Source organism: Collinsella aerofaciens (genome assembly GCF_009876115.1).
Lineage (GTDB): Bacteria > Actinomycetota > Coriobacteriia > Coriobacteriales > Coriobacteriaceae > Collinsella > Collinsella aerofaciens_N.
In genome coordinates this window covers 113,016-136,296 of sequence record NZ_WWSY01000006.1, presented here as the reverse complement: position 1 = coordinate 136,296, position 23,281 = coordinate 113,016, and the positions used below count along the sequence as shown (strand labels likewise).

The following is a 23,281-nucleotide window of genomic DNA, read 5'->3' as shown; positions in this document are numbered from 1 at the left end:
AGGGTGAGGGGGGTGAAGTCGTAACAAGGTAGCCGTACCGGAAGGTGCGGCTGGATCACCTCCTTTCTAGGGAGATACGTTCTTAGAGAGACTAACTTTAACTCGAATAGAGGGCAGGAGCCCGTCCGGTAGATGTCTGACCTGGATGAAGTCCCCGCAGCACCCGGTCCCCGGGGTCGCACCCGCGTACCTTGAGAGCCGCATAGCGATAGGAGAGAGATGGAAGATCCAATTCTTCCAGACTCGATTCTTTTCTGCGATTAAATCAAGAATGATAGCAATCATTCATCCGATCCAAACAAGAAGAATTCACTTATTAATGAGTGAGGAGCATCTGATCGCGAGCACAGTACAACTGCTGTGCCGCGGTATGAGATACCCGAATTGCGACATACGAGCGCTATTCATGATATCGATTAATTAGATTAATTAGCGACACGTGGATATCCCGCGGGCCCGATGCGGTCCCGCAAGATACCACGGGCGCACGGCGGATGCCTTGGCACAGGGAGCCGATGAAGGACGCGGCAAGCTGCGATAATCCCCGGCGAGGAGCACACATCCTTCGACCCGGGGGTCTCCGAATGGGCGAACCCATNTGTACACACCGCCCGTCACACCACCCGAGTCGTCTGCACCCGAAGTCGCCGGCCCAACCGCAAGGGGGGAGGCGCCGAAGGTGTGGAGGGTGAGGGGGGTGAAGTCGTAACAAGGTAGCCGTACCGGAAGGTGCGGCTGGATCACCTCCTTTCTAGGGAGATAAATCTTCTAGAGAGATCAACTTAACTCGAATAGAGGGCAGGAGCCCGTCCGGTGGATGTCGCCCGGGGGAAGTCCCCGCAGCACCCGGTCCCCGGGGTCGCACCCGCGTACCTTGAGAGCCGCATAGCGATAGGAGAGAGATGGAAGATCCAATTCTTCCAGACTCGATTCTTTTCTGCGATTTAACAGAGAATGATAGCAATCATTCATCCGATCCAAACAAGAAGAATTCACTTATTAATGAGTGAGGAGCATCTGATCGCGAGCACAGTGAAGACACTGTGCCGCGGTATGAGATACCCGAATTGCGACATACGAGCGCTATTCATGATATCGATTAATTGACTTAATTAGCGACACGTGGATATCCCGCGGGCCCGATGCGGTCCCGCAAGATACCACGGGCGCACGGCGGATGCCTTGGCACAGGGAGCCGATGAAGGACGCGGCAAGCTGCGATAATCCCCGGCGAGGAGCACACATCCTTCGACCCGGGGGTCTCCGAATGGGCGAACCCATCCACAGCAGTGTGGATATCCCCACCCTGAACACATAGGGCCGGGGAGGACAACCCGGGGAACTGAAACATCTAAGTACCCGGAGGAGAGGAAATCAATCTCGAGACTCCCCGAGTAGCGGCGAGCGAAAGGGGACCGATGGCCAAACCGTCGAGCGGGCATACCCGGCAGGGGTTCCGCCGACGGGGTTGCAGGGCCGCGCATCCGGGGGCTGCCGCCCCCGGGCGCAGGTCCGGCTGGGGAGCGGAACGGCATGGGAGGGCCGGCCGCAGCGGGTGACAGCCCCGTACGCGAACCCAGACCGGACGGCGCGACGCGGTCCCTGAGTAGGGCCGGGCACGTGAAACCCGGTCCGAACCTGGGTGGACCACCATCCAAGCCTGAGTACTACCCTGTGACCGATAGCGCACCAGTACCGTGAGGGAAAGGTGAAAAGCACCCCGGGAGGGGAGTGAAACAGTACCTGAAACCGTGCGCCCACGAGCAGTCGGAGCAACTTTCAGTTGTGACGGCGTGCCTTTTGTAGAATGAGCCAGCGAGTCGCTGGCGCGGGGCGAGGTTAACCGAAAGGGAGCCGGAGCGAAAGCGAGCCTTAACAGGGCGACTTGAGTCCCGCGCCGCGGACGCGAAGCCGGGTGAGCTATCCGTGGGCAGGCTGAAGCGGGGGTAAGACCCCGTGGAGGGCCGAACGCACGTCGGTTGAAAACGGCGGCGATGACCTGCGGATAGGGGTGAAAGGCCAATCAAACCCGGAGATATCTCGTTCTCCCCGAAATAGCTTTAGGGCTAGCGTCGCGCGTTCACCGCCGGAGGTAGAGCACCGGATGGACGAGGGGGCTTCGCCGCCTACCGAATCCAACCGAACTCCGAATGCCGGCGGCCCAGAGCGCGGCAGTCAGAGCATGTGGGCTAAGCTGTGTGCTCGAGAGGGAAACAGCCCGGACCGCCCGCTAAGGTCCCCAAGTTCCAGCCGAGTGGCAAAGGATGTGCGTCCGCCCAGACAACCAGGATGTTGGCTTAGAAGCAGCCATGCATTCAAAGAGTGCGTAACAGCTCACTGGTCGAGTGGACATGCGCCGACAATACACGGGGCTAAGCTGGACACCGAAGCGGCGGGATTTTGATTTTCAGAATCGGTAGGGGAGCTTCCCATGGGCGGTGAAGCCGCCGGGCGACCGGCGGTGGAGCGCATGGGAGTGAGAATGCTGGCATGAGTAGCGAGAGACGAGAGAGTAACTCGTCCGCCGTGAACCCGAGGTTTCCTGGGCAAGGCTAATCCTCCCAGGGTCAGTCGGGGGCTAAGGCGAGGCCGGTAGGCGTAGCCGACGCGCAGCAGGCAGACATTCCTGCACCGCGCACGCGGCGCTACGACCGACGGGGCGACGGATGGGGGTGGCTCGGCGGGGTTCTGGACGTCCCCGTGATGGAGCGCGGCCCGCGGACCAGGGAAATCCGGTCCGCACGAGGGCGAGGCTCCGGACGAAGCATCAGAGCGAAGCGAGTGAGCCCGAGGTCCCTAGAAAAACCCCTAGGCAGGCGCGTGCGCGCCCGTACCGCAAACCGACACAGGTGGGTGGGTAGAACATACCGAGGCGATCGGGTCAACCATGGTCAAGGAACTCGGCACAATGGCCCCGTAACTTCGGGAGAAGGGGTGCCCGCGCGTACGTGAACCGGCTCGCCCGGGGAGCGGAGGCGGGCCGCAGTGGAGAGGCCCAAGCGACTGTTTACCAAAAACACAGGACTCTGCAGAAGCCGCAAGGCGACGTATAGGGTCTGACGCCTGCCCGGTGCCGGAAGGTCACGCGGAGGAGTTAGCCGCAAGGCGAAGCCCCGAAGCCAAGCCCCGGTAAACGGCGGCCGTAACTATAACGGTCCTAAGGTAGCGAAATTCCTTGTCGGGTAAGTTCCGACCTGCACGAAAGGCGCAACGACTTGGGCGCTGTCTCGACCATGGACCCGGTGAAATTGCACTGGTCGTGAAGATGCGACTTACCCGCGGAAGGACGGAAAGACCCCGTGAACCTTCACTGCAGCTTGGCATTGGCCGCTGGTCCCGCGTGTAGAGGATAGGCAGGAGGCACAGATCCGGAGGCGCCAGCCCCCGGGGAGCCGCCCTTGGAATACTGCCCTCGCGCGACCGGCGTCCTAACCCGAGGCCGTCAACCGGCTCGGGGACCGTGCCAGGCGGGCAGTTTGACTGGGGCGGTCGCCTCCTAAAGGGTAACGGAGGCGCGCGAAGGTCCGCTCGGGACGGTCGGCAACCGTCCTTTTGAATGCAAGAGTACAAGCGGGCTTGACTGCGAGGCCCACAAGCCGAGCAGGTGCGAAAGCAGGCTCTAGTGATCCGGCGGCCCCGAGTGGGTGGGCCGTCGCTCAACGGATAAAAGGTACTCCGGGGATAACAGGCTGATCTTGCCCAAGAGTCCACATCGACGGCAAGGTTTGGCACCTCGATGTCGGCTCATCGCATCCTGGGGCTGGAGCAGGTCCCAAGGGTACGGCTGTTCGCCGTTTAAAGCGGTACGCGAGCTGGGTTCAGAACGTCGTGAGACAGTTCGGTCCCTATCCTCCGTGGGCGCAGGAGAATCGATGGAGGCTGCCCCCAGTACGAGAGGACCGGGGTGGACGCACCTCCGGTGAACCGGTTGTCGACCAACGGCACGGCCGGGTAGCCGCGTGCGGCGCGGATAACCGCTGAAGGCATCTAAGCGGGAAGCCGTTCCAGGGATTAGTTCTCCTTCCGGTAAGGGCCCAGGTAGACTACCTGGTCGATAGACGGCAGGTGCAAGGCTGGCGACAGCCTCAGCCGAGCCGCACTAATCGCCCGAGCTCTTCCGGAACCGCACCTCGCGGCCCGCGGGACTGAGCGCTCATGCGCGGTCCGGGCACGAGGATGCCCCCGAGTCGACTCCTCCTATGCGCCATGCGGCCCCCAGGGCACGTGTATGCGACCCAGGACACCGTAACGGTGGGCGCCGCCCACCGGTCAGCGGCCAGAGCATGGGGGGCACGCCCGGTCCCGTTCCGAACCCGGAAGCTAAGCCCCATCGCGCCGAGAGTACTGCGGGGCCAGCCCGTGGGAGGCCAGGGCGCCGCTGACCGGTGGACGGCACCGAGCCGTCTGATGACTTGAAGAAGGGGGGGGCCTCGCGGCCTCCCCCTTTCTTGCGTTTACGGGGCATAAATGACTCATTTACGCCAGACGATTTAATTCTTTTTGGTATTGAGCTTTTATTTAAAGAAAATAAATCGAATAACAAGGGCAACTGCTATGGCCACAATGATCAAAAGCAGGATTGTCAGTCGATGCTGCTTGCGTCGTTTACTTGACGAAACGAAGATCGATTTTCCCTGTTTTGGCGTTTCGAGATAGCGAGCCGAATGCGTCAAGGTTTGCTTTGGTCGAGGACCTCTTTGTTGATGAGTGACGGATGCTTTCATTGGCTCATCACTAGTTGCGCTGTGTTTAGATAATGGTGCGTCTTTCAGATATACAGGGTCTCCCGAGGCGACGCCCATATGTTTACGTCCCGTTTGGGCATCCTCGAGCGTTTGATATCGATTTCTCGTCACATACTCGGGCTCCGGATCATTAATGGGCTCTTGCGAGATGTGGGGGCGATGGAACCGCGGCGGCTGCGTGGAAGTATCTTCCCCCTGCGTCGGCATAAACATTTTGTTCTGGCTTTGTTCGTCCATGATGCCCTTTAGCTCGTTACCAACAACGTGTACGCGCTCATTGTAAGCCCCTTGCTATTTGTAGCTGCGAACATACTTGTTATTTAAGCTCTGGTTCAAAGAACCTTAACCTTACTAAAACCTTAGTCATGCACACTTAGATATGCTTATAGTACTGGACTCAAAAAACTTTATAGTCGATGTATATATAAGCACTGTGTGGGCATATATAAGAGCGTCAAAAGAAGTCCCAGTCACCTAGAAGATGGCTCGGCAGTCCTAAAAGGAGTGGTAAACATGGCAAGCATGGTTCCTTATCGTTCGGTTTTTGGCGTTCGTCCTTCTGCTAGCTCGCTGTTCGATCTGTTTGATGATATGACCGACCTTGCAAATAACTCGATTGCTTCCAAAGCGTTTCCCGTTGACGTTGAGGATAAGGGCGACGGCTATGAGGTCAAGGCCTATCTGACCGGTGTCGCCAAGGACGATATCGATGTCGAGCTCAATGAGGGCCGTCTGTCCATTAGCGTGAATGTCGAGGAAGACGAGGAGAACGAGGGCAAGAACTTCCTGCAGAAGGAGTTCAGCTCGTACAGCGCGACGCGTGGCGTGTATCTAAAGGACGCTTCGAGCGAGGGCCTCTCGGCTAAGTACGCTGACGGCATCCTGACCGTTACGGTTCCCAAGATCGTCGAGAAGAAGAACGTTACGAAGATCTCCATCGACTAACTTCGTTGGTGTTCTGCGCTATTAAAAGACAGCAAAAGGGGCTGGGAAGCGATTCTCGGCCCCTTTTGCTGTCTAGGACAGTCTATTGAATGGTTGCCGGCTGATACTGACTCGCAGGGCGTATCGAGAGTTTTCGCGATCCTTGGAGAAGGGTTGCGGAGCTGCCGACCTCGTCATTCAGGGTTGCGGCCAGAGCTTTGGCATAGCTTTTGACGGTAAGGCTCGGACGATTGTTATCTTGGCTGATATGCATGGCAATGAGCTGTTCGGTGCGATCGGTAACAAGTTCGCGCGCGGCTTCGGCGGCTTGGCCATTGGAGAGGTGTCCCCTTGCAGACAGGATGCGCTCCTGAAGAAAGCGGGGATATTCTCCCTCGCGCAGCATGGTCACATCATGGTTGCTTTCGAGCGCGAGGACTCGACAATCTTTGAGGGTGTTCATGGCTTGGCTTGATAGCTCTCCGGTGTCGGTGGCAAAGCCGATGGAATCATCGAGGGCGTCGAATCGATAACCGACTGGATTGATGACATCGTGTGATGTTGAGTAGGTTTGCACGTGGATGCCGGCAATGGATAGGGCGTCGCCGGGATCGAATTCCTCGACAGGCAGATGCGAAAGATTTTCTTTGTTCGAAAGAGTGCCCCTGCTGGCAAAGAGGGGACCGTGCCAGTGCTTGCACCAGACATCGAGACCCTTGATGTGATCGCTATGCTCATGAGTAATGAGAAGAGCCGAGACGTTGTCTGTCGAGAGCCCCAGTTCTGCCATGCGCTTTAATGTCTCGCGGCGAGACAGTCCGTCATCGACCATAATGAGCCCCTGCGGGCCCTCGATGAGTGCGCAGTTGCCTTTAGAGCCACTGCCGAGGATATGAAGGTGCAGACGAGACATAAGATTCCAAAGGATACAATGGGTGCGGACGAATAGAGGAGGAAGCAAATGCCTACGGTATCTCAGCATTATGGACACCATGCCGTGCCTGGGGCAGTCGATGAGACCCGGACGAGGCAGCAGGCTGCTCCTGTCGTGCTCATGGTATCAGGCGGCGCGGACTCGACGGCACTGCTTCTTATGGCGTGCACATCAAAGCTGGATATCCAAGACGGACGCGGTGTTGCCCCCATTGCTCGCGAGCGCCTGCATGTGCTGCATGTAAACCATCATCTGCGCGGCAAGGCGTCCGATGGCGACGAGGCCTTTGTGCGTGAGCTCTGCGCGAAATATGGTTTACCGCTGTGCGTGGAGCACGCTTATTTTGATGGGGAGTCGGGCAATATTGAGGCCGCGGCCCGCGAGGTGCGCTATGCCGCGGCGCGGAGGTATGTTCGCGAGCTCTGCGCCCAGACGGGGGCACCGCGAACGGCGGCTCGTATCTGCACCGCGCACACGTCTTCGGATCGCGCGGAAACGTTTTTGATGAACGCGATTAAGGGTTCGGGGCCCGCTGGCCTATCGAGCATTCCTCGCCGGAGGAATATCGTGGTGCGTCCCTTGCTCGACCTAACTCATGGCGAGCTCGTGGGCTATCTACAGGTACATGGTCAGCCGTGGCGTGAAGACGAGAGCAATGAGGATATCTCGTATCTGCGAAACTACGTACGCCATCGAGTGATGCCGGTGGTGGCGCAGCGCAACGCGAGCGTCTGCAAGACGATTGGCGCCGCCTGCGAGATCTTAGGCGATGAGGACGCGTTTTTGTCTCAGCTTTCGGCACAGGCGTTTCGAAGCTGCCTGCGTAAGGAGACGGCGGGGGCGCTGGTGCTCGATGCCAGGCGCCTTGCTGCGGCCGAGGTGGTAATCGCGCGGCGCATCGTGCGACTGGCGATTAAGCGCATCGATCCGGACGCTCGTCCAGAGATGCGACATGTGGAGCGAGTCCTTTCCTGCGTTGCCGAGGGCGCCGGCTCGGTCACGCTTCCGGCGGGGATTGACGCACGCATTGAGTTTGGCATGCTGGCGTTTAAGGCGCCGGCGGCTCGCGAGGGCCTGGTTGCGGGCTGGGTTACCGTACCCGGTCGTTTGCCGTTGGGCGGGGGACGTATGCTGGTCACAGAACCGATGGTCGTTGAGCCGGGATGCGATATCGTGCGCCGCGCCCGTGAGCTTGCGGCTGCCGGGGAAGTGACAGCTTTGGTAGACGCGGCTGCCCTGGGTTTTGCCGACAGCGATAGTGAGCGGATCCTGGCGGGCTCGCGTGGCGAGATCCCTGCCGAGGCGCGATTGGCGCGCCTGTGGGTGGACGGTCCCGCACCGGGAGACGTGATGTGCCCGTTAGGGATGAGTGGCCGAAGCAAGAAAGTATCCGACTTGCTAGGTGAGGCTCGCATTCCCGTTTCCGAGCGCGCCGGCGTGCCCATGGTGAGGACGGCGCCGGGGGGTGCCGTGGTGTGGGTCGCCGGAGTTCGCGCGGACGAGCGTTTTAAGTGCACGGCCGCAACGCGCGTGGCATATCTGCTCCGCGTGGTCGATGCGGAATAGCGTCCCACGCCTGCTATTCTGTGCGACGTTGACGGTATTCCCGCGCTGATGGCGCACGGGCTGGTAAATTTACCCCGTGCGCTGCTAGAATGTGTAGTTCGCGTCCATACGGCGGTGTGTGGGCGATAAGCACAAGAAAGGGTTGTCATGGCTTCTCAACATCCGGATATCGAGAAGGTTCTGTTCACGCAGGAGGATATCGACGGTATCGTCTCTCGCTTGGGCGAGCAGATTACTCGCGACTACGCGGGTAAGGATCTGGTGCTGATTGCGGTCCTGCGCGGTGCCGTGGTCTTTATGGGGGACCTGATGCGCAAGATCGAGCTGCCGACCAACATCGATTTCATGGCTGTTTCGAGCTATGGCGACGGCGTGAAGTCCTCGGGTATCGTGCGTATCATTAAGGACCTGGATATCGACATCCGTGGTCGCGACGTGCTGATCGTCGAAGACATTCTGGACTCGGGGCTGACGCTCAAGTATCTGATGAAGAACCTTGAGAGCCGCAAGCCCGCCTCGCTGGAGGTCGCCGCCTTCCTGTGGAAGGACGTTGAGGACCGCGTCTCGGCCGTCACGCCCAAGTATGTTGGAACCCATTGCCCCGATGCCTTTGTGGTGGGCTACGGCCTCGACTATGCCGAGCGCTATCGCAACCTTCCGTATCTGGGCATTTTGAAACCGGAGGTTTATTCGTAAGATGCCCGACGACCGTAACGACAACAATTCCCAGACTCCCCGGGACCCAAAGATCCCGGGGATGCCCGGAGGCAAGAAGCCCACGCGTACGGGCTGGCTGTATTTTCTTTTGGCTTGCGCGCTCCTGGGTTACGCCTTCTTTAACATGGGCTCCGGCTTTGCCAAATCCAGCAATACCGTAAAGCTCGCGACGAGTGAGATGGTCAGCGCCATCAAGCAGGATCGCGTCGAAGATCTGACCTATACGGTTCAGGACGGAAGCGTGACGGGTCATTACTGGAAGACGAAAAAGGACAAGGGCGACACGAGCGAGCTCAAGAGCTTTTCCTCGACCTATGTCGGTTCCGATTCGCTTGCCGAGCTCATGGCGGAGCACCCCGATACCAAGTACATCGTCAACACCAACGACCCTGATTTTTGGGGCGACTTGGCGATGAGCGTGCTGCCGACGATTGCCCTGATTGCCATCATGTTCTACTTTATGCGCCAGATGATGGGTGCCAACAGCAGGAACATGCAGTTTGGCAAGACCAACGCCAAGACCAACGAGGCTACGCGCCCCAAGGTCAAGTTTGAGGATGTCGCTGGCGTGGACGAGGCGGTCGAGGAGCTCGAGGAGATCCGTGACTTTTTGAGCGATCCGGAGCGCTATCGCAAGCTGGGCGCCAAGATCCCGCGTGGCGTGTTGCTGGTGGGCCCTCCGGGTACCGGTAAGACGTTGCTGGCCAAGGCCGTTGCCGGCGAGGCGGGCGTGCCGTTCTTTAGCATCTCGGGCTCTGACTTTGTCGAGATGTTCGTAGGCGTCGGCGCCAGCCGCGTGCGCGACCTCTTTAAGGAGGCCAAGTCCCAGGCCCCGTCGATCATCTTTATCGACGAGATCGACGCCGTAGGACGTCAGCGCGGTGCCGGCTTGGGCGGCGGCCACGACGAGCGCGAGCAGACGCTCAACCAGCTGCTGGTCGAGATGGACGGTTTTGAGGAGAGCGAGTCGGTCATCCTGATCGCTGCCACCAACCGCCCCGACATTCTGGATCCGGCACTGCTGCGTCCCGGCCGTTTTGACCGTCAGGTCACGGTCGACCGTCCGGACGTAAAGGGTCGCGAGCAGATTTTGCGCGTGCATGCCGAGAACAAGCCGATGGACGAGGACGTGAAGTTCGAGAAGCTCGCCCAGATGACCGTTGGCTTTACCGGTGCCGATTTGGCGAACCTGCTCAACGAGTCCGCGCTGCTTGCCGCTCGCCGTCATCGTTCCGTGATTTCGATGGACGAGGTCGAGGAGTCGATGGAGCGTGTGATTGCCGGACCGCAGCGCAAGGGCCGTGTGATGACCGAGGCCGAGCGTACCACGATCGCGTATCACGAGAGTGGCCACGCGTTGGTCGGTCATATCCTGGAGCACTCCGACCCCGTCCACAAGATCTCGATTGTCAGTCGCGGTCAGGCTCTGGGCTATACACTGCAGCTGCCGCAGGAAGATCACTTCCTCAAGACCAAGAACGAGATGCTCGACGAGCTCGCCGTGTTCTTGGGCGGTCGCGTGGCCGAGGAGCTCATGTGCGATGACATTACGTCGGGCGCGAGCAACGACCTGGAGCGCGCAACTAAGATGGCGCGCGAGATGGTCACGCGCCTGGGCATGAGCGAAGAATTGGGTACGCAGGTTTTCGGTGAGGCGCAGCATCAGGTGTTCTTGGGCCGCGACTATGCCGATCATCAGGATTACTCCGAGGAGACGGCGCGCCGTATCGACATCGAGGTCCAGCGCATTATGCGCGAGGCCCATCGTCGTGCTGTCGAGATCCTGGATGCCCGTCGCGATCAGCTCGACCTGATGGCCAAGGTGTTGCTCGAGCGCGAGACTGTCGAGGGCGATGCCGTGAATGCCCTGCTCGATAACGAGTGGGACGCCTACCTTGAGCGCGAGGGCGATATCCTGGCGGCCAAGGAGGAGCGCAACGCCAAGGCGGCCGGTATGCCGCCTAAGAAGCGTGCGCCTCGCATGAGTGAGGAGGAGCTGGCGGCCGATGCCGCGGCTTTTGCGCAGGCGGCCATGCAGGAGGATGCCGAAGCCGCATCTGAGGATGCTGACGAGGGCAATGCCGTCAATGCTGACGGCAACACCGACGCCGACAAATAGTTCTTGTAGCGAAAGCCTCCGCTGGGAAACCTGCGGAGGTTTTTCCTTTTGGCCGATATGGGGCCGTCTGTTGATTGGGGACAGACTTAAATGAGCGTTTTCACGTATTTAAGTCTGTCCCCAATCAACATTGCTGGGGTACTTTGCTCAGCTAAAGCGTACAATAGCGCCTATGCGAAAGGGGAACAGATGATCAACGAAACCATGTTTGCTCGCGGCGCGGAAAGCTCCATCATCCGCGAGATCTTTAGCTATGGTCTTGAGCGCAAGGCGCAGATCGGCGCAGAAAACGTGTTCGATTTCTCGCTGGGCAACCCGAGTGTTCCGGCGCCTGCTGCCGTGGCTGAATCCATTAAGAAGGCTTTGGAGCTGCCGAGCGACCAGCTGCACGGCTACACCCCCGCTCCGGGCCTGCCGCAATGTCGAGCAGCCGTCGCCGAATCGCTCAACCGTCGCTTTGGCACGAGCTATGAGGGCAAGGATGTCTTTATGACGGTAGGTGCGGCGGCCTCGCTCACCTGCACGCTCAACGCCGTTACCAATCCGGGTGACGAGGTCATCGTTATCGCCCCGTACTTTCCGGAGTATCGCGTTTGGATTGAGAAGGCCGGCTGTACGTGTGTCGAGGCGCTCGCCGATGAAGATACGTTTCAGCTGAGCGTGGGTAACGTGCTCAAGGCGATCACCGACAAGACAGCGGCGGTCATTATCGATTCGCCGAATAACCCCACGGGTGCCGTGTATACGCGTGAAACGTTGACACGCCTGGCGAATACTCTGCGCGAGGCCAACGCTCAGCGCGATCCCGAGAATCCGATTATGCTGATCTCGGACGAACCGTACCGTGAGATTGTGTATGGCGCCGAAGTGCCCTGGGTGCCTTCGATCTATGAGCACACCATCGTGTGCTATTCGTATTCCAAGTCCCTTTCGCTACCGGGTGAACGTGTGGGCTGGATTTTGGTCCCCAATACCAATCCGCAAGCTGCTCGCCTGATGCCGGCCGTCGCCGGTGCCGCCCGCACGCTGGGCTTCGTGTGCGCACCGGCCCTCTTCCAGCGTGTAATCATCGACTGCATTGATGAACCGAGCGATGTCGAGGCCTATGCACGCAACCGCACCGCGCTTACCGACGCACTAGCGGAGTATGGCTACACCTATGTTGAGCCGGATGGCGCGTTCTACCTATGGGTGAAAGCATTGGAGCCCGATGCGAATGCGTTTTGCGAGCGCGCAAAGAAGTATGAGTTGCTTGCGGTTCCCTCGGACAGCTTTGGTATGCCGGGTTGGTTCCGCCTGGGCTATTGCGTGAGCTACGAAACGATTGTCAATTCGCTACCCGCTTGGAAACAGTTGGCGGACGAGTATCGTTAAAAGTAAAGCGCTCTGCCTACAATGTTTTACGTGAAACGGGGTTTGGTGTTAAGCCGGACCCCGTTGTCATGGACGTTGTGTCTTTGGGATGGAGTGGTTTTACGACTATCGAAGGCTATGCGTACAATGAATATAAGCGACGGCCGTGCCAGATAAGGAGACCTGATGCCCTACCTGCTTTCTTGTGACATTCATACCCATACGATGTTCTCTGCGCATGCATATTCGACCATTGAGGAGAATGTGTACTGGGCGGCAGAGCGTGGTCTGCAGGTGCTCGGATCTGCCGACCATTTGAGCTCTATGGTTACGGCTTGCCCCAATGACCTGCGCAGTTACCAGTTCTTTATCAACCAGGATATCTGGCCGCGCATTTGGAGCGGCGTGCTGGTGCTGCGTGGTGCCGAGGCCGATATCGTTTCGCTGGACGGAAGCCTGTTTGGCGAGGACACTCCTGTCACGCTCGATATTGCCGGCGATTCGTACAGCCGTCAGCATTCGCTGTTCGATTTGGTTACGCGTAATTTGGATTATTTGGTTGCGAGCGTGCATAATCCGCAGATTGCTGAGGGCGCGACGCTGGCCCAGACGACCGAGATGTATATCAATGCCCTGGAGCACCCCAAGGTGTTCATGCTGGGTCACACGGGGCGTTCGGGCGTGCCGTTCGATATCGACGAGGTGCTGTTGGCAGCTAAGGCCAAGCACAAGATTATCGAGATCAACAACCATAGTCTTGAACACGGTGTCGACACTGAGCATTGGGCCGTATGCCGCAAGATTGCCGAGCGCTGCGCCGAGCTGGGCGTGGGCATTGGCGTGTCGACCGATGCCCACATTGGCATGGCCATTGGCAAGCTCGATCACGCGCGCAAGATGCTCGACGAGATTCACTTCCCACTGGATTTGATCGTGACGCGCGACCGCGAGACGCTGCTGTGCGAGATGGCGGCAGCCGGCGTGTGCGATCTGCGCAATGGGATGTAGCGGAGTTTATAAACCAAGCGAAGGGGGCGGCCCAGGCGGGTCGCCCCCTTTCTTGTCCCAAAAATCTACTGAGGTTGGTTAGCGGCGTTCGAGGACCGCTACGGTTTCGGTGTGGTCGGTGTGAGGGAACATGTCGACTGGCGTGATCTTGAGCAGGCGATAGCCTCCGTCGAGGAGCTGGTGCAGGTCGCGCTCTTGGGTCACGGGGTTGCAGCTGATATAGGTGATGCGGCGCGGCTTAAGTGCGCAGGCAGCTTCGAGGAACTCGGGCGTGGAGCCGGCGCGCGGCGGGTCGATGGAAAGAACGTCGACGCGTTCGTTGTTGTCGGCGGCATCCAGGATGTAGTCGGTGGCGTCGTCGGCCATAAACCAAGCGCTGCGGGTGAGGCCGTTGAGCTCGGCATTGCGACGTGCGTCGGCAATGCCCGCCGGGTTGCGCTCAACGCCGAGCAGCATAATGCCGATACCCTTGTTCTGGGCATCTTTAGCTGCGCAAAGACCGATGGTACCGCTGCCACAGTAGGCATCCATGAGCACATCGCCCTGGTGCAAATCCATGCCGTCGATAGCGAGCTGATAGAGCAGCTCGGTCTGTTGCGGGTTGGTCTGATAAAACGCGGTGGGGGAGATGTCGAATTCGCAGCCGAGCAGCTGGTCGCGCATGCATTCGGCGCCATACACGATGCGGGTTTCCTCGCCGAGGATGGCGTTGCCGGGGCGTCCGTTGATGTTTTGGGCGACGGTGACGATGCGCGGATCGAGTGCGGCGACAGCCTCAAAGAACTCCTGCGCATGCGGCAAGTCGCGCTGAGCGGTCACGAGCGTGACCATGACCTGGTCGGTACGCCAACCGCAGCGGACGACGGCATAGCGAAGCAAACCAAGATGCTTGTCCTCATTAAAGGCGGGAATATGCAGCCGCTCAGCTTCGCGTGCGATGCCGTTGAGAATCTGACGGGCGCCCGGTGCCTCGACGGGGCATTCGGGTACGGCAACGATCTTGTGCGTGCCGCGCTCAAAGAAACCGCAACGGACAGCGCCCTCCTTACCGGGAGCAAAGGGAGTGGCGGCCTTATGGCGAAAACCGCGCGGCGCAGGATATTTGCCCGGGTCGCCCAGGGTGACACCCATGCCACGAATAGGATCTACAGCAATGCCCTCACGCTCACAAAGCGAAGCAAAAAGCTCCTCCATAGCAGCCTGCTTAGCTGCCAACTGCTTTTTATAAGGACGATTGAGCGCCGTGCATCCGCCACAAGCTCTCATGATGGAACAGGGAGACTTGGGATCCACAGCCTCACGCGCAGACGGAACCGGATTCTTATACGGGCGCTTGGAGCGAGTCTGAGATGCCTTATCCTCGCTCCGACGAGAGCCGGGACGCTTGGCCTTAGCCTTGCCCTTAGCCGACTTACCCTTCGCATTCAGAGACGACTTGGATTTCTTAGAAGATTTTTTCTCCCCCGACCCCTCAGCCGCCTCGATCAAAGCACGACGAGCCTTACGCTCCGCACGAGATTCTGCCATGAATTAACCCCACTAATTTACAAATTGAAATCTGAAAGCATTGTATCGTGCCAAGCTAGCGGACGATATGCAAGCGCCCACTTCATGTCAGTGATAAACCCAACGACGTTTGCCCGCCGGGTGCCGGGGCAGGGGTTAAGTTTGTCGCGAGTTCCGCACGAACAGGAGAGCACTTAATGTGCTCTCCGTCGCGAGCAGGACTGTAGAGCAGCAAACTTAACCCCTGCCCCGGCACCCGGCGGGCAAACCCTCCCTTGTACTCCATCTCACTAAAGTGTATGATTCTGGACGTTACACGACTCACTTTACTTAACTAAAGTGCCATCAAGGGGGGATACCATGAACACCGATATGTCTCGTCGTCAGTTTGTTGGTCTAGCCGGCTCGCTCGCTACGGTGCTTGGCCTTGGTCTTGTCGGTTGCGGCGGTGGTGCCGGCAAGGGCTCCGCTGCTGGCTCTGCCGCGGCCAAGGATGTGAAGGGCGCTGCGGAGTCCAAGAAGCTCGTGGTGGGCTTTGATAAGTCCTATCCTCCGTACGGCTTTGTGGGCGACGATGGCGAGTACACCGGCTTTGATCTCGATCTGGCCAAGGCTGTTGCCGATAAGCAGGGCTGGGAGGTCAAATACGAGGCCATCGACTGGGATGCCAAGGATACGCTGCTTAACTCGGGCGCCATCAACTGCATCTGGAATGGCTTTACCATGGAGGGCCGTGAGGACGACTACACGTTCTCCGAGCCGTACATGCTCAACGAGCAGGTGCTGGTGGTAAAGAAGGATGCAGGCATCAAGAGCTGGGACGATCTTGCCGGCAAGACCGTGATTACCCAGACCGATTCCGCTGCGCAGGATGTGCTTGAGGGTGACCAGAAGGATCTGGCGGCGACGTTTGCCACGCTCGACACCATCGGTGAGTACAACACGGCGTTTATGCAGCTCGAGAGCGGCGCGGTCGATGCCGTGGCTTGCGACCTTTCGATTGCCCAGTATCAGCTTGCCGCCAAGCCCGATGCTTATACGCAGCTTGATGAGCCGCTGTCCAGCGAGCACTACGCCGTCGGCTTTAAGAAGGGCGACACCAAGTCGGCCGACGCCGTGACCGAGTCGCTCAAGGCACTCTACGATTACGGTACGGTTAAGGATCTCTGCGACAAGTATTCAAGCTATGGTCTATCTTTCGATAATTGGGTGCTCAAGTAATGTCTATTCAGGTCATGATGCAGATGCTTGGCCAGGGATTCTTGGTCAGTTTGCAGTTGTTTGTGCTGACACTGCTGGGGTCGATTCCGCTGGGAATCCCCGTGGCGTTTATGCGCATGAGCAAAATCGCGCCGCTTCGCTGGATTGCGCGCATCTACATTTCGGTCATGCGCGGTACGCCGCTCATGCTGCAGATGTTTGCCATCTACTTTGCCCCGTACTACGTGTTTGGCATTTCGCTCACGCCCGATTCCAAGTGGACGGCGTGCGTCGTGGCGTTCATCATCAACTACGCCGGTTACTTTGCCGAGATCTATCGCTCGGGCTTGCAGTCCATTCCGCGCGGTCAATACGAGGCTGCCGAGGTGCTGGGCTATTCGCGCGTGCAGACGTTTCTGTATATCGTGATGCCGCAGGTCGCCAAGCGTATTCTGCCGGCGATGGGCAACGAGATCATCACGCTGGTCAAGGACACGTCGCTGGCGTTTGCCATTGGCGTGGGTGAGATGTTCTCGACGGCCAAGGCGCTGGTCGCCTCGCAGGTGAGCATGGTGCCGTTTGCGATCGCGGCGCTGATTTACTGGGTCTTTAATTTCGTCGTCGAGATGCTGCTGGGCGCCGCCGAGAAAAAATTGGATTACTACCATGATTAATTCGGTAATGAATATATCGAACGCGCGTAAGGCGTTTGGCGGCAATGAGGTGCTCAAGGATATCTCGCTTGAGGTGAAGCGTGGCGAGGTCGTGGCGATTATCGGGCCTTCGGGTGGCGGCAAGTCCACGCTGCTGCGGTGTGCCACGCTGCTCGAGTCACTCGACGGAGGCTCGCTCTCGTTTGGCGACCTTGCCGTTGCGACGGATGCGGGTTCGGGCGCGGTCTATGCGAAGGGCGATGTGCCCAAGCAGGCGCGCTCGCGATTCGGCCTGGTGTTCCAAAATTACAACCTGTTCCCGCACTATACGGTGATGAAAAACATCACCGATGCGCCGATTCGCGTGCTTAAGCGTCCGCGCGAGCAGGCGGAAGCCCGCGCTCACGAGCTGATTGCACAAATGGGGCTGACGGGCAACGAGAACAAGGTGCCGTGTGAGCTTTCGGGCGGTCAGCAACAGCGTGTGAGTATCGCCCGCGCCCTGGCGCTCGATCCGGAAATCTTATTCTTTGACGAGCCGACCTCGGCGCTCGATCCCGAGCTAACGGCCGAGGTGCTGCGTGTCATTAAAGACCTGGCGGCGCAGAATATGACGATGGTGATCGTGACCCATGCGATGCAGTTTGCGCGCGATGTTGCCGATCGCGTGGTCTTTATGGACGGAGGCCGCATTGTCGAGGAGGGCCCGGCCGAGCAGGTTATCGATCATCCGCGTGAGCAACGTACCCGTGAGTTCTTGAGTCGTATCGAGGGCTAAGCTCAGCTATGTATTGAGAAGAAGCCGCCGCGGGTCTTATGGACTGCGGCGGCTTTTATTTGTATCGATGGGGTTTAATAATCACCTGGCATACTTGCTCTGTCCTCTCGCCGCCTGTATTCATACGTGCGCCGAAAGGTATGCATGGACAGCCGCCCGTGAGGGTAGGGTGGTGGCATAGGACATTTGGAGGGTGAGTCGGCTCGGCTGCCGACCATGCTGCTCCCGGGATGGCACCGACCGCGAACTCTCCCCGTTGGCGTCGCGCATTGCGCGCGGCCCTGCAAGGAGGTCATCATGGGTGCTCCCAAGACCGGTAACGTAAGGAACGTGGTGCTCGTAGGCCAAGGCGGGGTGGGCAAGACTTCACTCGCCGAGGCCATGCTCCACCTTTCCGGCAAGACCGCCCGCCTGGGCGGCCACGACGGCACCAAGCCCACGCTCGACTATGACCCCGAAGAGGTCAAGCGTGCATTTTCCATCTCGACGACCATCGCGCCGATCGACTGGAAGGGCGCGCGCATCAATGTGCTCGATGCCCCGTGCTACCCCGATTTTATCGGCGACGCCTTTGCCGCGATGAGCGTCTGCGAGACGGCTCTGTTTGTGGTCGACGCCGAGGCCGGCCCGCAGCCTACGACGGTTAAGCTCTGGTATGCCGCCGAGGACCTGCGACTGGCGCGTGCGGTGTTCGTAAACCGCCTGTCGCGCTCCGAGGCCAGCTTTGCGACCACGATGGACCTGCTGCAAGAGCGCTTTGGCACGCGCCTGGGCGCCGTGACCCTTCCCTGGGGCGAGGGCGAGGACTTTGACGGCATCATCGACCTGGTGCGCATGAAGGCGCGCCATTGCAACGGCACCGAAGCCGTTGAGTCGGAGATTCCCGAGGAGTATCGTGCCCAGGCCGAGGAAGCCCATGACCATCTGTGCGAGCTGGTGGCCGAGGCTGACGATGAACTGATGATGAAGTACTTGGAAGGCGAGGAGACGCTGACGCAGGAGGAGCTTGAAGGCCTGCTGTCGAAGGCGATCGCCGAGCGCATCTTTGTGCCGGTCTTTGCGGGCGATTGCATTAAGGAGCAGGGCGTCAACTCGCTGATGGACGACATCGCCACATACTTCCCGGCGCCGACCGACTACGGCGAGATGCCGCTTATCGACGGCGATTCGCTCAAGATTTCAAGCGACGATGATCGTCCGGTGGCGTTTGTGTTTAAGACCCTGGCCGATCCGCAGCAGGGTCGCATCAGCTTTATTAAGGTGCTGACGGGTACGCTTGAGCCGGGCCTTGAGCTGGTCAACGCGCGCACGCGCAAGGGCGACCGTCTGGCTCACCTGTATGTGATGTGCGGCCGCGACATGACCGAGGTCGGTCACGCCTATGCCGGCGACATTATCGTGGCACCCAAGCTGGCGGCCGAGACGGGCGATACGCTCTCGATTACCGGCAAGGTCGAGGCTGCGGCGTTTAAGTTCCCCAACTCGCAGTACCGCATCGCCATCGAGGCTGAGAATCGCGGCGACGAAGAGAAGCTCTACACGTTTATCGAGAAGGCCTGCAAGGCCGATCCGACCATGAGCATCGATCGTGACGAGGAGACGGGCCAGACCATTATCTCCGCCGTTGGTGAGGCGCAGGTTTCGGTGCTGCTCAACCGTTTGGAGGATCGCACCAAGGTCGTGGCCAAGAGCGTGCCGATCCGCATTCCGTATCGCGAGACCATTCGCCGTACGGCAAGCGCGCAGGGCCGCCACAAGAAACAGACTGGCGGTGCCGGTCAGTATGGCGACTGCTGGCTGCGCGTTGAGCCGCTCATTGGGCCCGACGGCACGAGCGATGGCTATGAGTTTGTAGACGAGGTCGTGGGTGGCCGCATCCCGCGCTCGCTCATCCCCGCCGTGGACAAGGGTGTCCAGGAGACCATGAAGGACGGCATCATTGCCGGCTACCCGCTCACGGGCATTCGCGTGGCTGTGTACGACGGCTCGTATCACAGCGTCGACTCCAACGAGATGGCGTTCCGCGCGGCGGCTCGCATCGGCCTGCGCAAGGCGTGCGCCGATGCCGACCCGGTGGTGCTGGAGCCCATCGAGGAAATCACGGTGACTATTCCCGAAAGCTACGCCGGCGCTGTGATGGGCGACATCTCGGCATCGCGCGGTCGCGTGACGGGTATGGAGACCGATGAGCGCGGCGACACCGTGGTCATTGCCCAGGCGCCGCTGGCAGAGCTGACGGATTATTCGACGCGCCTGCGCTCTATCACGCGCGGCACGGGTGACTTTACCATGAAGCCCGCTGGCTACGAGCAGGTTCCCTACGATGTTCAGGCCAAGCTGGTCGAGCGCTATGAGGAGGGCCGCGCCAAGTAGCGTGTGGTTTTGCCTGCAATGTGGACGCTGACGAAAAGGCCGCCCTGGGTAATCCAGGGCGGCCTTTTTTGATCCCATGGGGACGGAGGAAAACGAATCATTTTTGGGTTACGGGCGGTGCGGTCGGCACTAGTCTCCGGATGCCTGGTTGCGGCCGGTGGCGTAGTCGATCTGCACGTGCGGCTGCAGGTTGTAGCAGTACACGTGGAAGCAGAGGGTCTTGCCGTGGTCCTCGACCGATTGCGCCTCAAGGCGCACGCCGCGGCAGACAAGTTCCTCTTCGTTATACATGGGTGTGACGCGATAGAGCACGTGGTTGCCCGTCTCGCGGATGTAGCCGAGAATCTGCTCCTCAAACGGCAGCATGCCTGTCTCGTTGAGATAACGCGTGCCGGTGAGGAGATTCTTGCGGTTGGCGTTTTCGCCGCAGAGCGACCAGGCGATGAGATGGCAGCGGTTGTAGAGGCTCTGGCCCGGAATAAAGTCGTAGCGCTGCTGGCGCCATCCAGCGGGATGGATACGCGAGATATCGCCGCGCTCGCCTTGACCGAGTGATTCGGGGCCCACGCAGGCGAGCGCTTTGCGGGTGCGGCCCAGGCTGTCAAGCTTGGAGAACTTCTTAAAGCAACCCTCTTCTGTAGCGCGCTCGTATTCATCGAGCGTGAATGATGGTGTGCCGAGCGGGTGCGTGCTGTCGGCGCGCAGGGCAACGTAGGGGTTGCCGGCGTAGTCGGGAATGCTGCTGAGATAAACACCGCGGGCGCGGTTGAGGTCGGGGTTTTCGACCTCGTCGATGGGGGTGGCGGCGCTGTCCGCGGAAGCGCCGTCGCCGGTGTCGGTTGTGGCGGAATCGGAGCCATCGCCAGAGTCCTGGCTGTTTTGAGGGTCCGGGGAGCTCGCCGTTCCTGATTCGAGCCGATCGACCAGGTCCGCCTCGTCGTCGGTGCGGCTGGGACTTTCGTTTTGTTTTTCGGCCAGAGCTGCCGCCTGTTCATCACTTTGCGGCGACAACAACTTGGGCGCTCCGTCGAGCGACCCTGTGAACAGCGCAAACCCCAGCACCACGGCGGCGCCGATGGAAAGTACTTGCTTGTAGGCGGACTTGCGCGACATTGCGGCTCCTGGATGGACGGTTGGGAATCTACCAGTCTAGCAGGAGCCGGCAGGGGCCGTTCTGTCGAACAAATACTCAAGATTTGGGATAGACGCTACTGATTCATTTGCCTCATATGGAGCTGCGGTGGTTGTGTATGTGGGGCTATTTTGCGTTTCCCTAGATAAAACCCGCCAAAATAAACCTGTCCCTTTTTGGCAGGTTAATCGGGGGACTATTTCACCGCAACTTAGGGCACGGTTAGGGAGTGTGCACCTTAAAGAGTGGTGCCCTTGATTAGAGAGGTCGCGCTCGTCTCTCTAAATGTCTCTCCAAAGAGAAAGCCAGTTAAAGAGATAACATTGGGTAATCTAACAGCGAATTCGATACATCTCTCTAAATGTCTCTCTAAAATAAGGTGCTTATCTCTCTAAAGTTAGAGAGATATACTATACTTTAGAGAGATAAATCTATCGTTTTAGAGAGACGGAATGCCAATGCTGCTGGATGAACCTCTTGGCCTTATCGTCGAGCGCCTTCGCAGGCGAGGGACCGATGACGCATCGGTAGAAGTTAAAGCCTGCACGAATAAATTGAGTGCAGACGTATGGGAGACAGTGAGCGCTTTTGCGAACACTGCGGGTGGGCTCATCATTTTGGGCCTGAACGAAGCCGAAGGATTTGTTCCTTCGGCTAACTTTGCTATCGATAGGGTGCGCGATCAGTTTGTTTCGGGTATCGGAGACGGAGGCTCAGCGGCGGTGGTGACCCATGCGCCGCGGTACGAGCTTGATCGAGGTGAGGTCGACGGGCTCCAGGTGCTTCTGGTGCGCATCTTTGAACTTGAGCTTAAAGCGAAGCCTTGCTATATCGGCGCGCGCGGCGTGCAGAACGGTAGCTACAAGCGCGTGGACGATAAGGATATCAAGATGTCACCCGCTGAGCTATATGAGCTACAGAGTGCGTTGCTTCCGAGCGATGCAGACGGCACGGTGGTTTCGGAGGCAACGGTCGAGGATTTGGATCCAGATGTCGTGCGGTCTATTATCGCAAATCGCCGGCTGCAGACCCCGCGCGTTTTGCGCGGGGCCGATACGCTGGAAAAGCAGCTGGTCAGACTCAATATCACTACAAAGGATGGTGCCGTGAAGCTCGCGGGGCTTCTTTCGGCGGGAATTTACCCCCAGCAGTTCTATCCCAAACTCATGATCGATGTCGCCGTTCATTCCGATGTGGAAAAATCTGCACCCGGGCAGCCCCGGTTTATTGACCGCCAGTTGTGCGATGGCCCGATTCCGGCTTGCATCGAAGATGCCCTCGCCGCGATTGGACGAAACTTGCGCAAAGCGGCGATAGTGCAAGGCACTGGCAGAAGGGATGATTGGGAAGTTCCCCAGGAGGTTTTGCGCGAGGCCTTGGCAAATGCCTGCATCCATCGAGAATATTCACCCATGTTTGTGGGGCAGGCCGTGAGTGTCGATATCTATCCAGACAGAATAGAGATCAAAAACCCCGGCGGGCTTTGGGGCGGAAAGACGGTGGACAATCTTGCGGACGGGGAATCGCGCTGCCGAAACCCAAAGCTCATGAGCCTAATGGGGGCGACGCCGTTAGAGCATGCCGAGGGGGCCGTTGCGGAAAGCCAAGGATCTGGTATCCCGGCTATGATTCGCGAGATGGAGTCTCGTTCGCTTGGCAGGCCGAAATTTATCGTTAAGGCCGATTCGTTTACGGTGCTGCTTTCCCGGCACGGGGCGGAGCTAGCTGAAAACCGCACGTGGATTCAGAGCCATGTGGGCACCGAGCTGACGGATCGCGAGGAAACACTGCTCATGTTTATGCGGGAGCATGGGTGCGTATGCGATGTTCAAAAAATACGAGAGGCCCTAAAGTGGGATTCGGATGACATTCGCCTGATCTGCGGGGACCTTGTGGATAAACATGTCCTGTCAAAATGCGGCAAAGACACGTTTGAAATTATCGATTTGAACAGAGGATCGTCAGCTTCGACGGCGGATAGGATCCTGGAGGCTCTCAGCGCCGAAGTGGATATGACGGCGCGAGAAATAGCGGTTGCATCGGGGGTCAGAATTTCGTCTGTCCGTTACCATCTGCCAAAAATGGCAGATAAAGGACTCATTGAGGTAATGGGTTCATCGACGAGTCGTAACCGCCGATATCGGAAGAAGTAGATGCAGCCGAGTCGCCTCTCTAGTGCCTCTCGAAGTTAGATGGGTGCTAGAGGGGCGACTGCCTCGCGACGTTTCCCCAGATAAAACCTGCCAAAATAAACCTGTCCCTTTTTGGAAGGT

15 protein-coding genes and 2 rRNA genes are annotated in these 23,281 nt (G+C 58.9%); 13 read left to right on the top strand and 4 right to left on the bottom strand.

Going from position 1 to position 23,281, the window contains the following annotated elements; all coding sequences use genetic code 11:
• Window positions 1-1,150: 1,150 nt before the first annotated feature.
• Together GT571_RS05105 and rrf are read left to right on the top strand one after the other, a co-directional pair.
• Window positions 1,151-4,123: ribosomal RNA gene (locus tag GT571_RS05105) — 23S ribosomal RNA — on the top strand.
• Between the two features lie 145 nt (window positions 4,124-4,268).
• A 5S ribosomal RNA gene (rrf, locus tag GT571_RS05100) occupies window positions 4,269-4,384 on the top strand.
• A gap of 130 nt (window positions 4,385-4,514) precedes the next feature.
• On the opposite strand, the gene GT571_RS05095 is transcribed toward rrf, so the two are convergent.
• Entirely contained in the window at window positions 4,515-4,982 is a 468-nt protein-coding gene (locus GT571_RS05095; RefSeq protein ID WP_161155886.1) for a hypothetical protein, read from the bottom strand.
• A 276-nt stretch (window positions 4,983-5,258) separates the two neighbouring features.
• On the opposite strand from GT571_RS05095, the gene GT571_RS05090 reads away from it, so the two are divergent.
• Window positions 5,259-5,690: an Hsp20/alpha crystallin family protein gene (locus tag GT571_RS05090; RefSeq protein ID WP_040359532.1), complete on the top strand. Its 432-nt coding sequence runs from the start codon at window positions 5,259-5,261 to the stop codon at window positions 5,688-5,690.
• An 82-nt stretch (window positions 5,691-5,772) separates the two neighbouring features.
• On the opposite strand, the gene GT571_RS05085 is transcribed toward GT571_RS05090, so the two are convergent.
• Window positions 5,773-6,582, bottom strand: a complete 810-nt coding sequence (locus tag GT571_RS05085) for an MBL fold metallo-hydrolase (protein ID WP_161155884.1) — start codon at window positions 6,580-6,582, stop codon at window positions 5,773-5,775.
• A gap of 48 nt (window positions 6,583-6,630) precedes the next feature.
• Between GT571_RS05085 and tilS the strand changes: the two genes are divergently transcribed.
• The 5 genes from tilS (at window position 6,631) to GT571_RS05060 (ending at window position 13,366) form a co-directional block, all read left to right on the top strand.
• Window positions 6,631-8,169 (top strand): tRNA lysidine(34) synthetase TilS, encoded by a 1,539-nt coding sequence (gene tilS / locus GT571_RS05080; RefSeq protein ID WP_192934643.1) that lies wholly within the window; start codon window positions 6,631-6,633, stop codon window positions 8,167-8,169.
• 147 nt (window positions 8,170-8,316) lie between these two features.
• On the top strand, window positions 8,317-8,865 hold the full coding sequence (hpt, locus tag GT571_RS05075; RefSeq protein WP_117757872.1) for a hypoxanthine phosphoribosyltransferase: 549 nt from the start codon (window positions 8,317-8,319) through the stop codon (window positions 8,863-8,865).
• 61 nt (window positions 8,866-8,926) lie between these two features.
• Window positions 8,927-11,005: an ATP-dependent zinc metalloprotease FtsH gene (gene ftsH / locus GT571_RS05070; RefSeq protein WP_240136281.1), complete on the top strand. Its 2,079-nt coding sequence runs from the start codon at window positions 8,927-8,929 to the stop codon at window positions 11,003-11,005.
• Window positions 11,006-11,194: 189 nt separating this feature from the next.
• Window positions 11,195-12,379: a pyridoxal phosphate-dependent aminotransferase gene (locus tag GT571_RS05065; protein WP_161155880.1), complete on the top strand. Its 1,185-nt coding sequence runs from the start codon at window positions 11,195-11,197 to the stop codon at window positions 12,377-12,379.
• Window positions 12,380-12,544: 165 nt separating this feature from the next.
• Window positions 12,545-13,366: a phosphatase gene (locus tag GT571_RS05060; RefSeq protein ID WP_022093941.1), complete on the top strand. Its 822-nt coding sequence runs from the start codon at window positions 12,545-12,547 to the stop codon at window positions 13,364-13,366.
• Between the two features lie 78 nt (window positions 13,367-13,444).
• Here GT571_RS05060 and rlmD read toward each other — a convergent pair whose 3' ends face one another.
• Window positions 13,445-14,893 (bottom strand): 23S rRNA (uracil(1939)-C(5))-methyltransferase RlmD, encoded by a 1,449-nt coding sequence (rlmD, locus tag GT571_RS05055; protein ID WP_161145454.1) that lies wholly within the window; start codon window positions 14,891-14,893, stop codon window positions 13,445-13,447.
• Between the two features lie 339 nt (window positions 14,894-15,232).
• Here rlmD and GT571_RS05050 point away from each other — a divergent pair, with 339 nt between their 5' ends.
• The 4 genes from GT571_RS05050 to GT571_RS05035 all read left to right on the top strand — a co-directional run bounded on the left by GT571_RS05050 (window position 15,233) and on the right by GT571_RS05035 (window position 19,876).
• Complete coding sequence (locus GT571_RS05050) at window positions 15,233-16,093, top strand: transporter substrate-binding domain-containing protein (RefSeq protein WP_138113587.1); 861 nt, start codon at window positions 15,233-15,235, stop codon at window positions 16,091-16,093.
• Complete coding sequence (locus GT571_RS05045) at window positions 16,093-16,746, top strand: amino acid ABC transporter permease (RefSeq protein WP_006235606.1); 654 nt, start codon at window positions 16,093-16,095, stop codon at window positions 16,744-16,746. Before GT571_RS05050 ends, GT571_RS05045 begins: the two co-directional genes overlap by 1 nt.
• A complete protein-coding gene (locus GT571_RS05040; RefSeq protein WP_161145455.1) occupies window positions 16,739-17,503 on the top strand; it encodes an amino acid ABC transporter ATP-binding protein in 765 nt (254 codons plus the stop codon). The genes GT571_RS05045 and GT571_RS05040 overlap by 8 nt, the downstream gene beginning before the upstream one ends.
• 297 nt (window positions 17,504-17,800) lie before the next feature.
• Window positions 17,801-19,876, top strand: coding sequence for an elongation factor G (locus tag GT571_RS05035; protein ID WP_022093945.1), 2,076 nt, complete (start codon window positions 17,801-17,803; stop codon window positions 19,874-19,876).
• 129 nt (window positions 19,877-20,005) lie between these two features.
• Here the strand turns inward: GT571_RS05035 and GT571_RS05030 are convergent, their stop codons facing one another.
• The gene (locus GT571_RS05030) at window positions 20,006-20,989 is read right to left on the bottom strand and encodes a DNA/RNA non-specific endonuclease (RefSeq protein WP_022093948.1); all 984 of its coding nucleotides are present in this window, start codon (window positions 20,987-20,989) and stop codon (window positions 20,006-20,008) included.
• A 477-nt stretch (window positions 20,990-21,466) separates the two neighbouring features.
• Here GT571_RS05030 and GT571_RS05025 point away from each other — a divergent pair, with 477 nt between their 5' ends.
• Entirely contained in the window at window positions 21,467-23,161 is a 1,695-nt protein-coding gene (locus GT571_RS05025) for an ATP-binding protein (protein ID WP_161145456.1), read from the top strand.
• Window positions 23,162-23,281 lie beyond the last annotated feature (120 nt).

Bases quoted from the DNA above. Each gene is read 5' to 3' on its own strand.
- tilS (WP_192934643.1), top strand. From the start codon at position 6,631: ATGCCTACGGTATCTCAGCATTATGGACACCATGCCGTGCCTGGGGCA.
- GT571_RS05030 (WP_022093948.1), bottom strand. From the start codon at position 20,989: ATGTCGCGCAAGTCCGCCTACAAGCAAGTACTTTCCATCGGCGCCGCC.
- GT571_RS05045 (WP_006235606.1), top strand. From the start codon at position 16,093: ATGTCTATTCAGGTCATGATGCAGATGCTTGGCCAGGGATTCTTGGTC.
- GT571_RS05085 (WP_161155884.1), bottom strand. From the start codon at position 6,582: ATGTCTCGTCTGCACCTTCATATCCTCGGCAGTGGCTCTAAAGGCAAC.
- GT571_RS05095 (WP_161155886.1), bottom strand. From the start codon at position 4,982: ATGGACGAACAAAGCCAGAACAAAATGTTTATGCCGACGCAGGGGGAA.
- GT571_RS05040 (WP_161145455.1), top strand. From the start codon at position 16,739: ATGATTAATTCGGTAATGAATATATCGAACGCGCGTAAGGCGTTTGGC.
- GT571_RS05025 (WP_161145456.1), top strand. From the start codon at position 21,467: ATGCTGCTGGATGAACCTCTTGGCCTTATCGTCGAGCGCCTTCGCAGG.
- hpt (WP_117757872.1), top strand. From the start codon at position 8,317: ATGGCTTCTCAACATCCGGATATCGAGAAGGTTCTGTTCACGCAGGAG.
- ftsH (WP_240136281.1), top strand. From the start codon at position 8,927: ATGCCCGGAGGCAAGAAGCCCACGCGTACGGGCTGGCTGTATTTTCTT.
- GT571_RS05035 (WP_022093945.1), top strand. From the start codon at position 17,801: ATGGGTGCTCCCAAGACCGGTAACGTAAGGAACGTGGTGCTCGTAGGC.
- GT571_RS05060 (WP_022093941.1), top strand. From the start codon at position 12,545: ATGCCCTACCTGCTTTCTTGTGACATTCATACCCATACGATGTTCTCT.
- GT571_RS05065 (WP_161155880.1), top strand. From the start codon at position 11,195: ATGATCAACGAAACCATGTTTGCTCGCGGCGCGGAAAGCTCCATCATC.
- GT571_RS05090 (WP_040359532.1), top strand. From the start codon at position 5,259: ATGGCAAGCATGGTTCCTTATCGTTCGGTTTTTGGCGTTCGTCCTTCT.
- GT571_RS05050 (WP_138113587.1), top strand. From the start codon at position 15,233: ATGAACACCGATATGTCTCGTCGTCAGTTTGTTGGTCTAGCCGGCTCG.
- rlmD (WP_161145454.1), bottom strand. From the start codon at position 14,893: ATGGCAGAATCTCGTGCGGAGCGTAAGGCTCGTCGTGCTTTGATCGAG.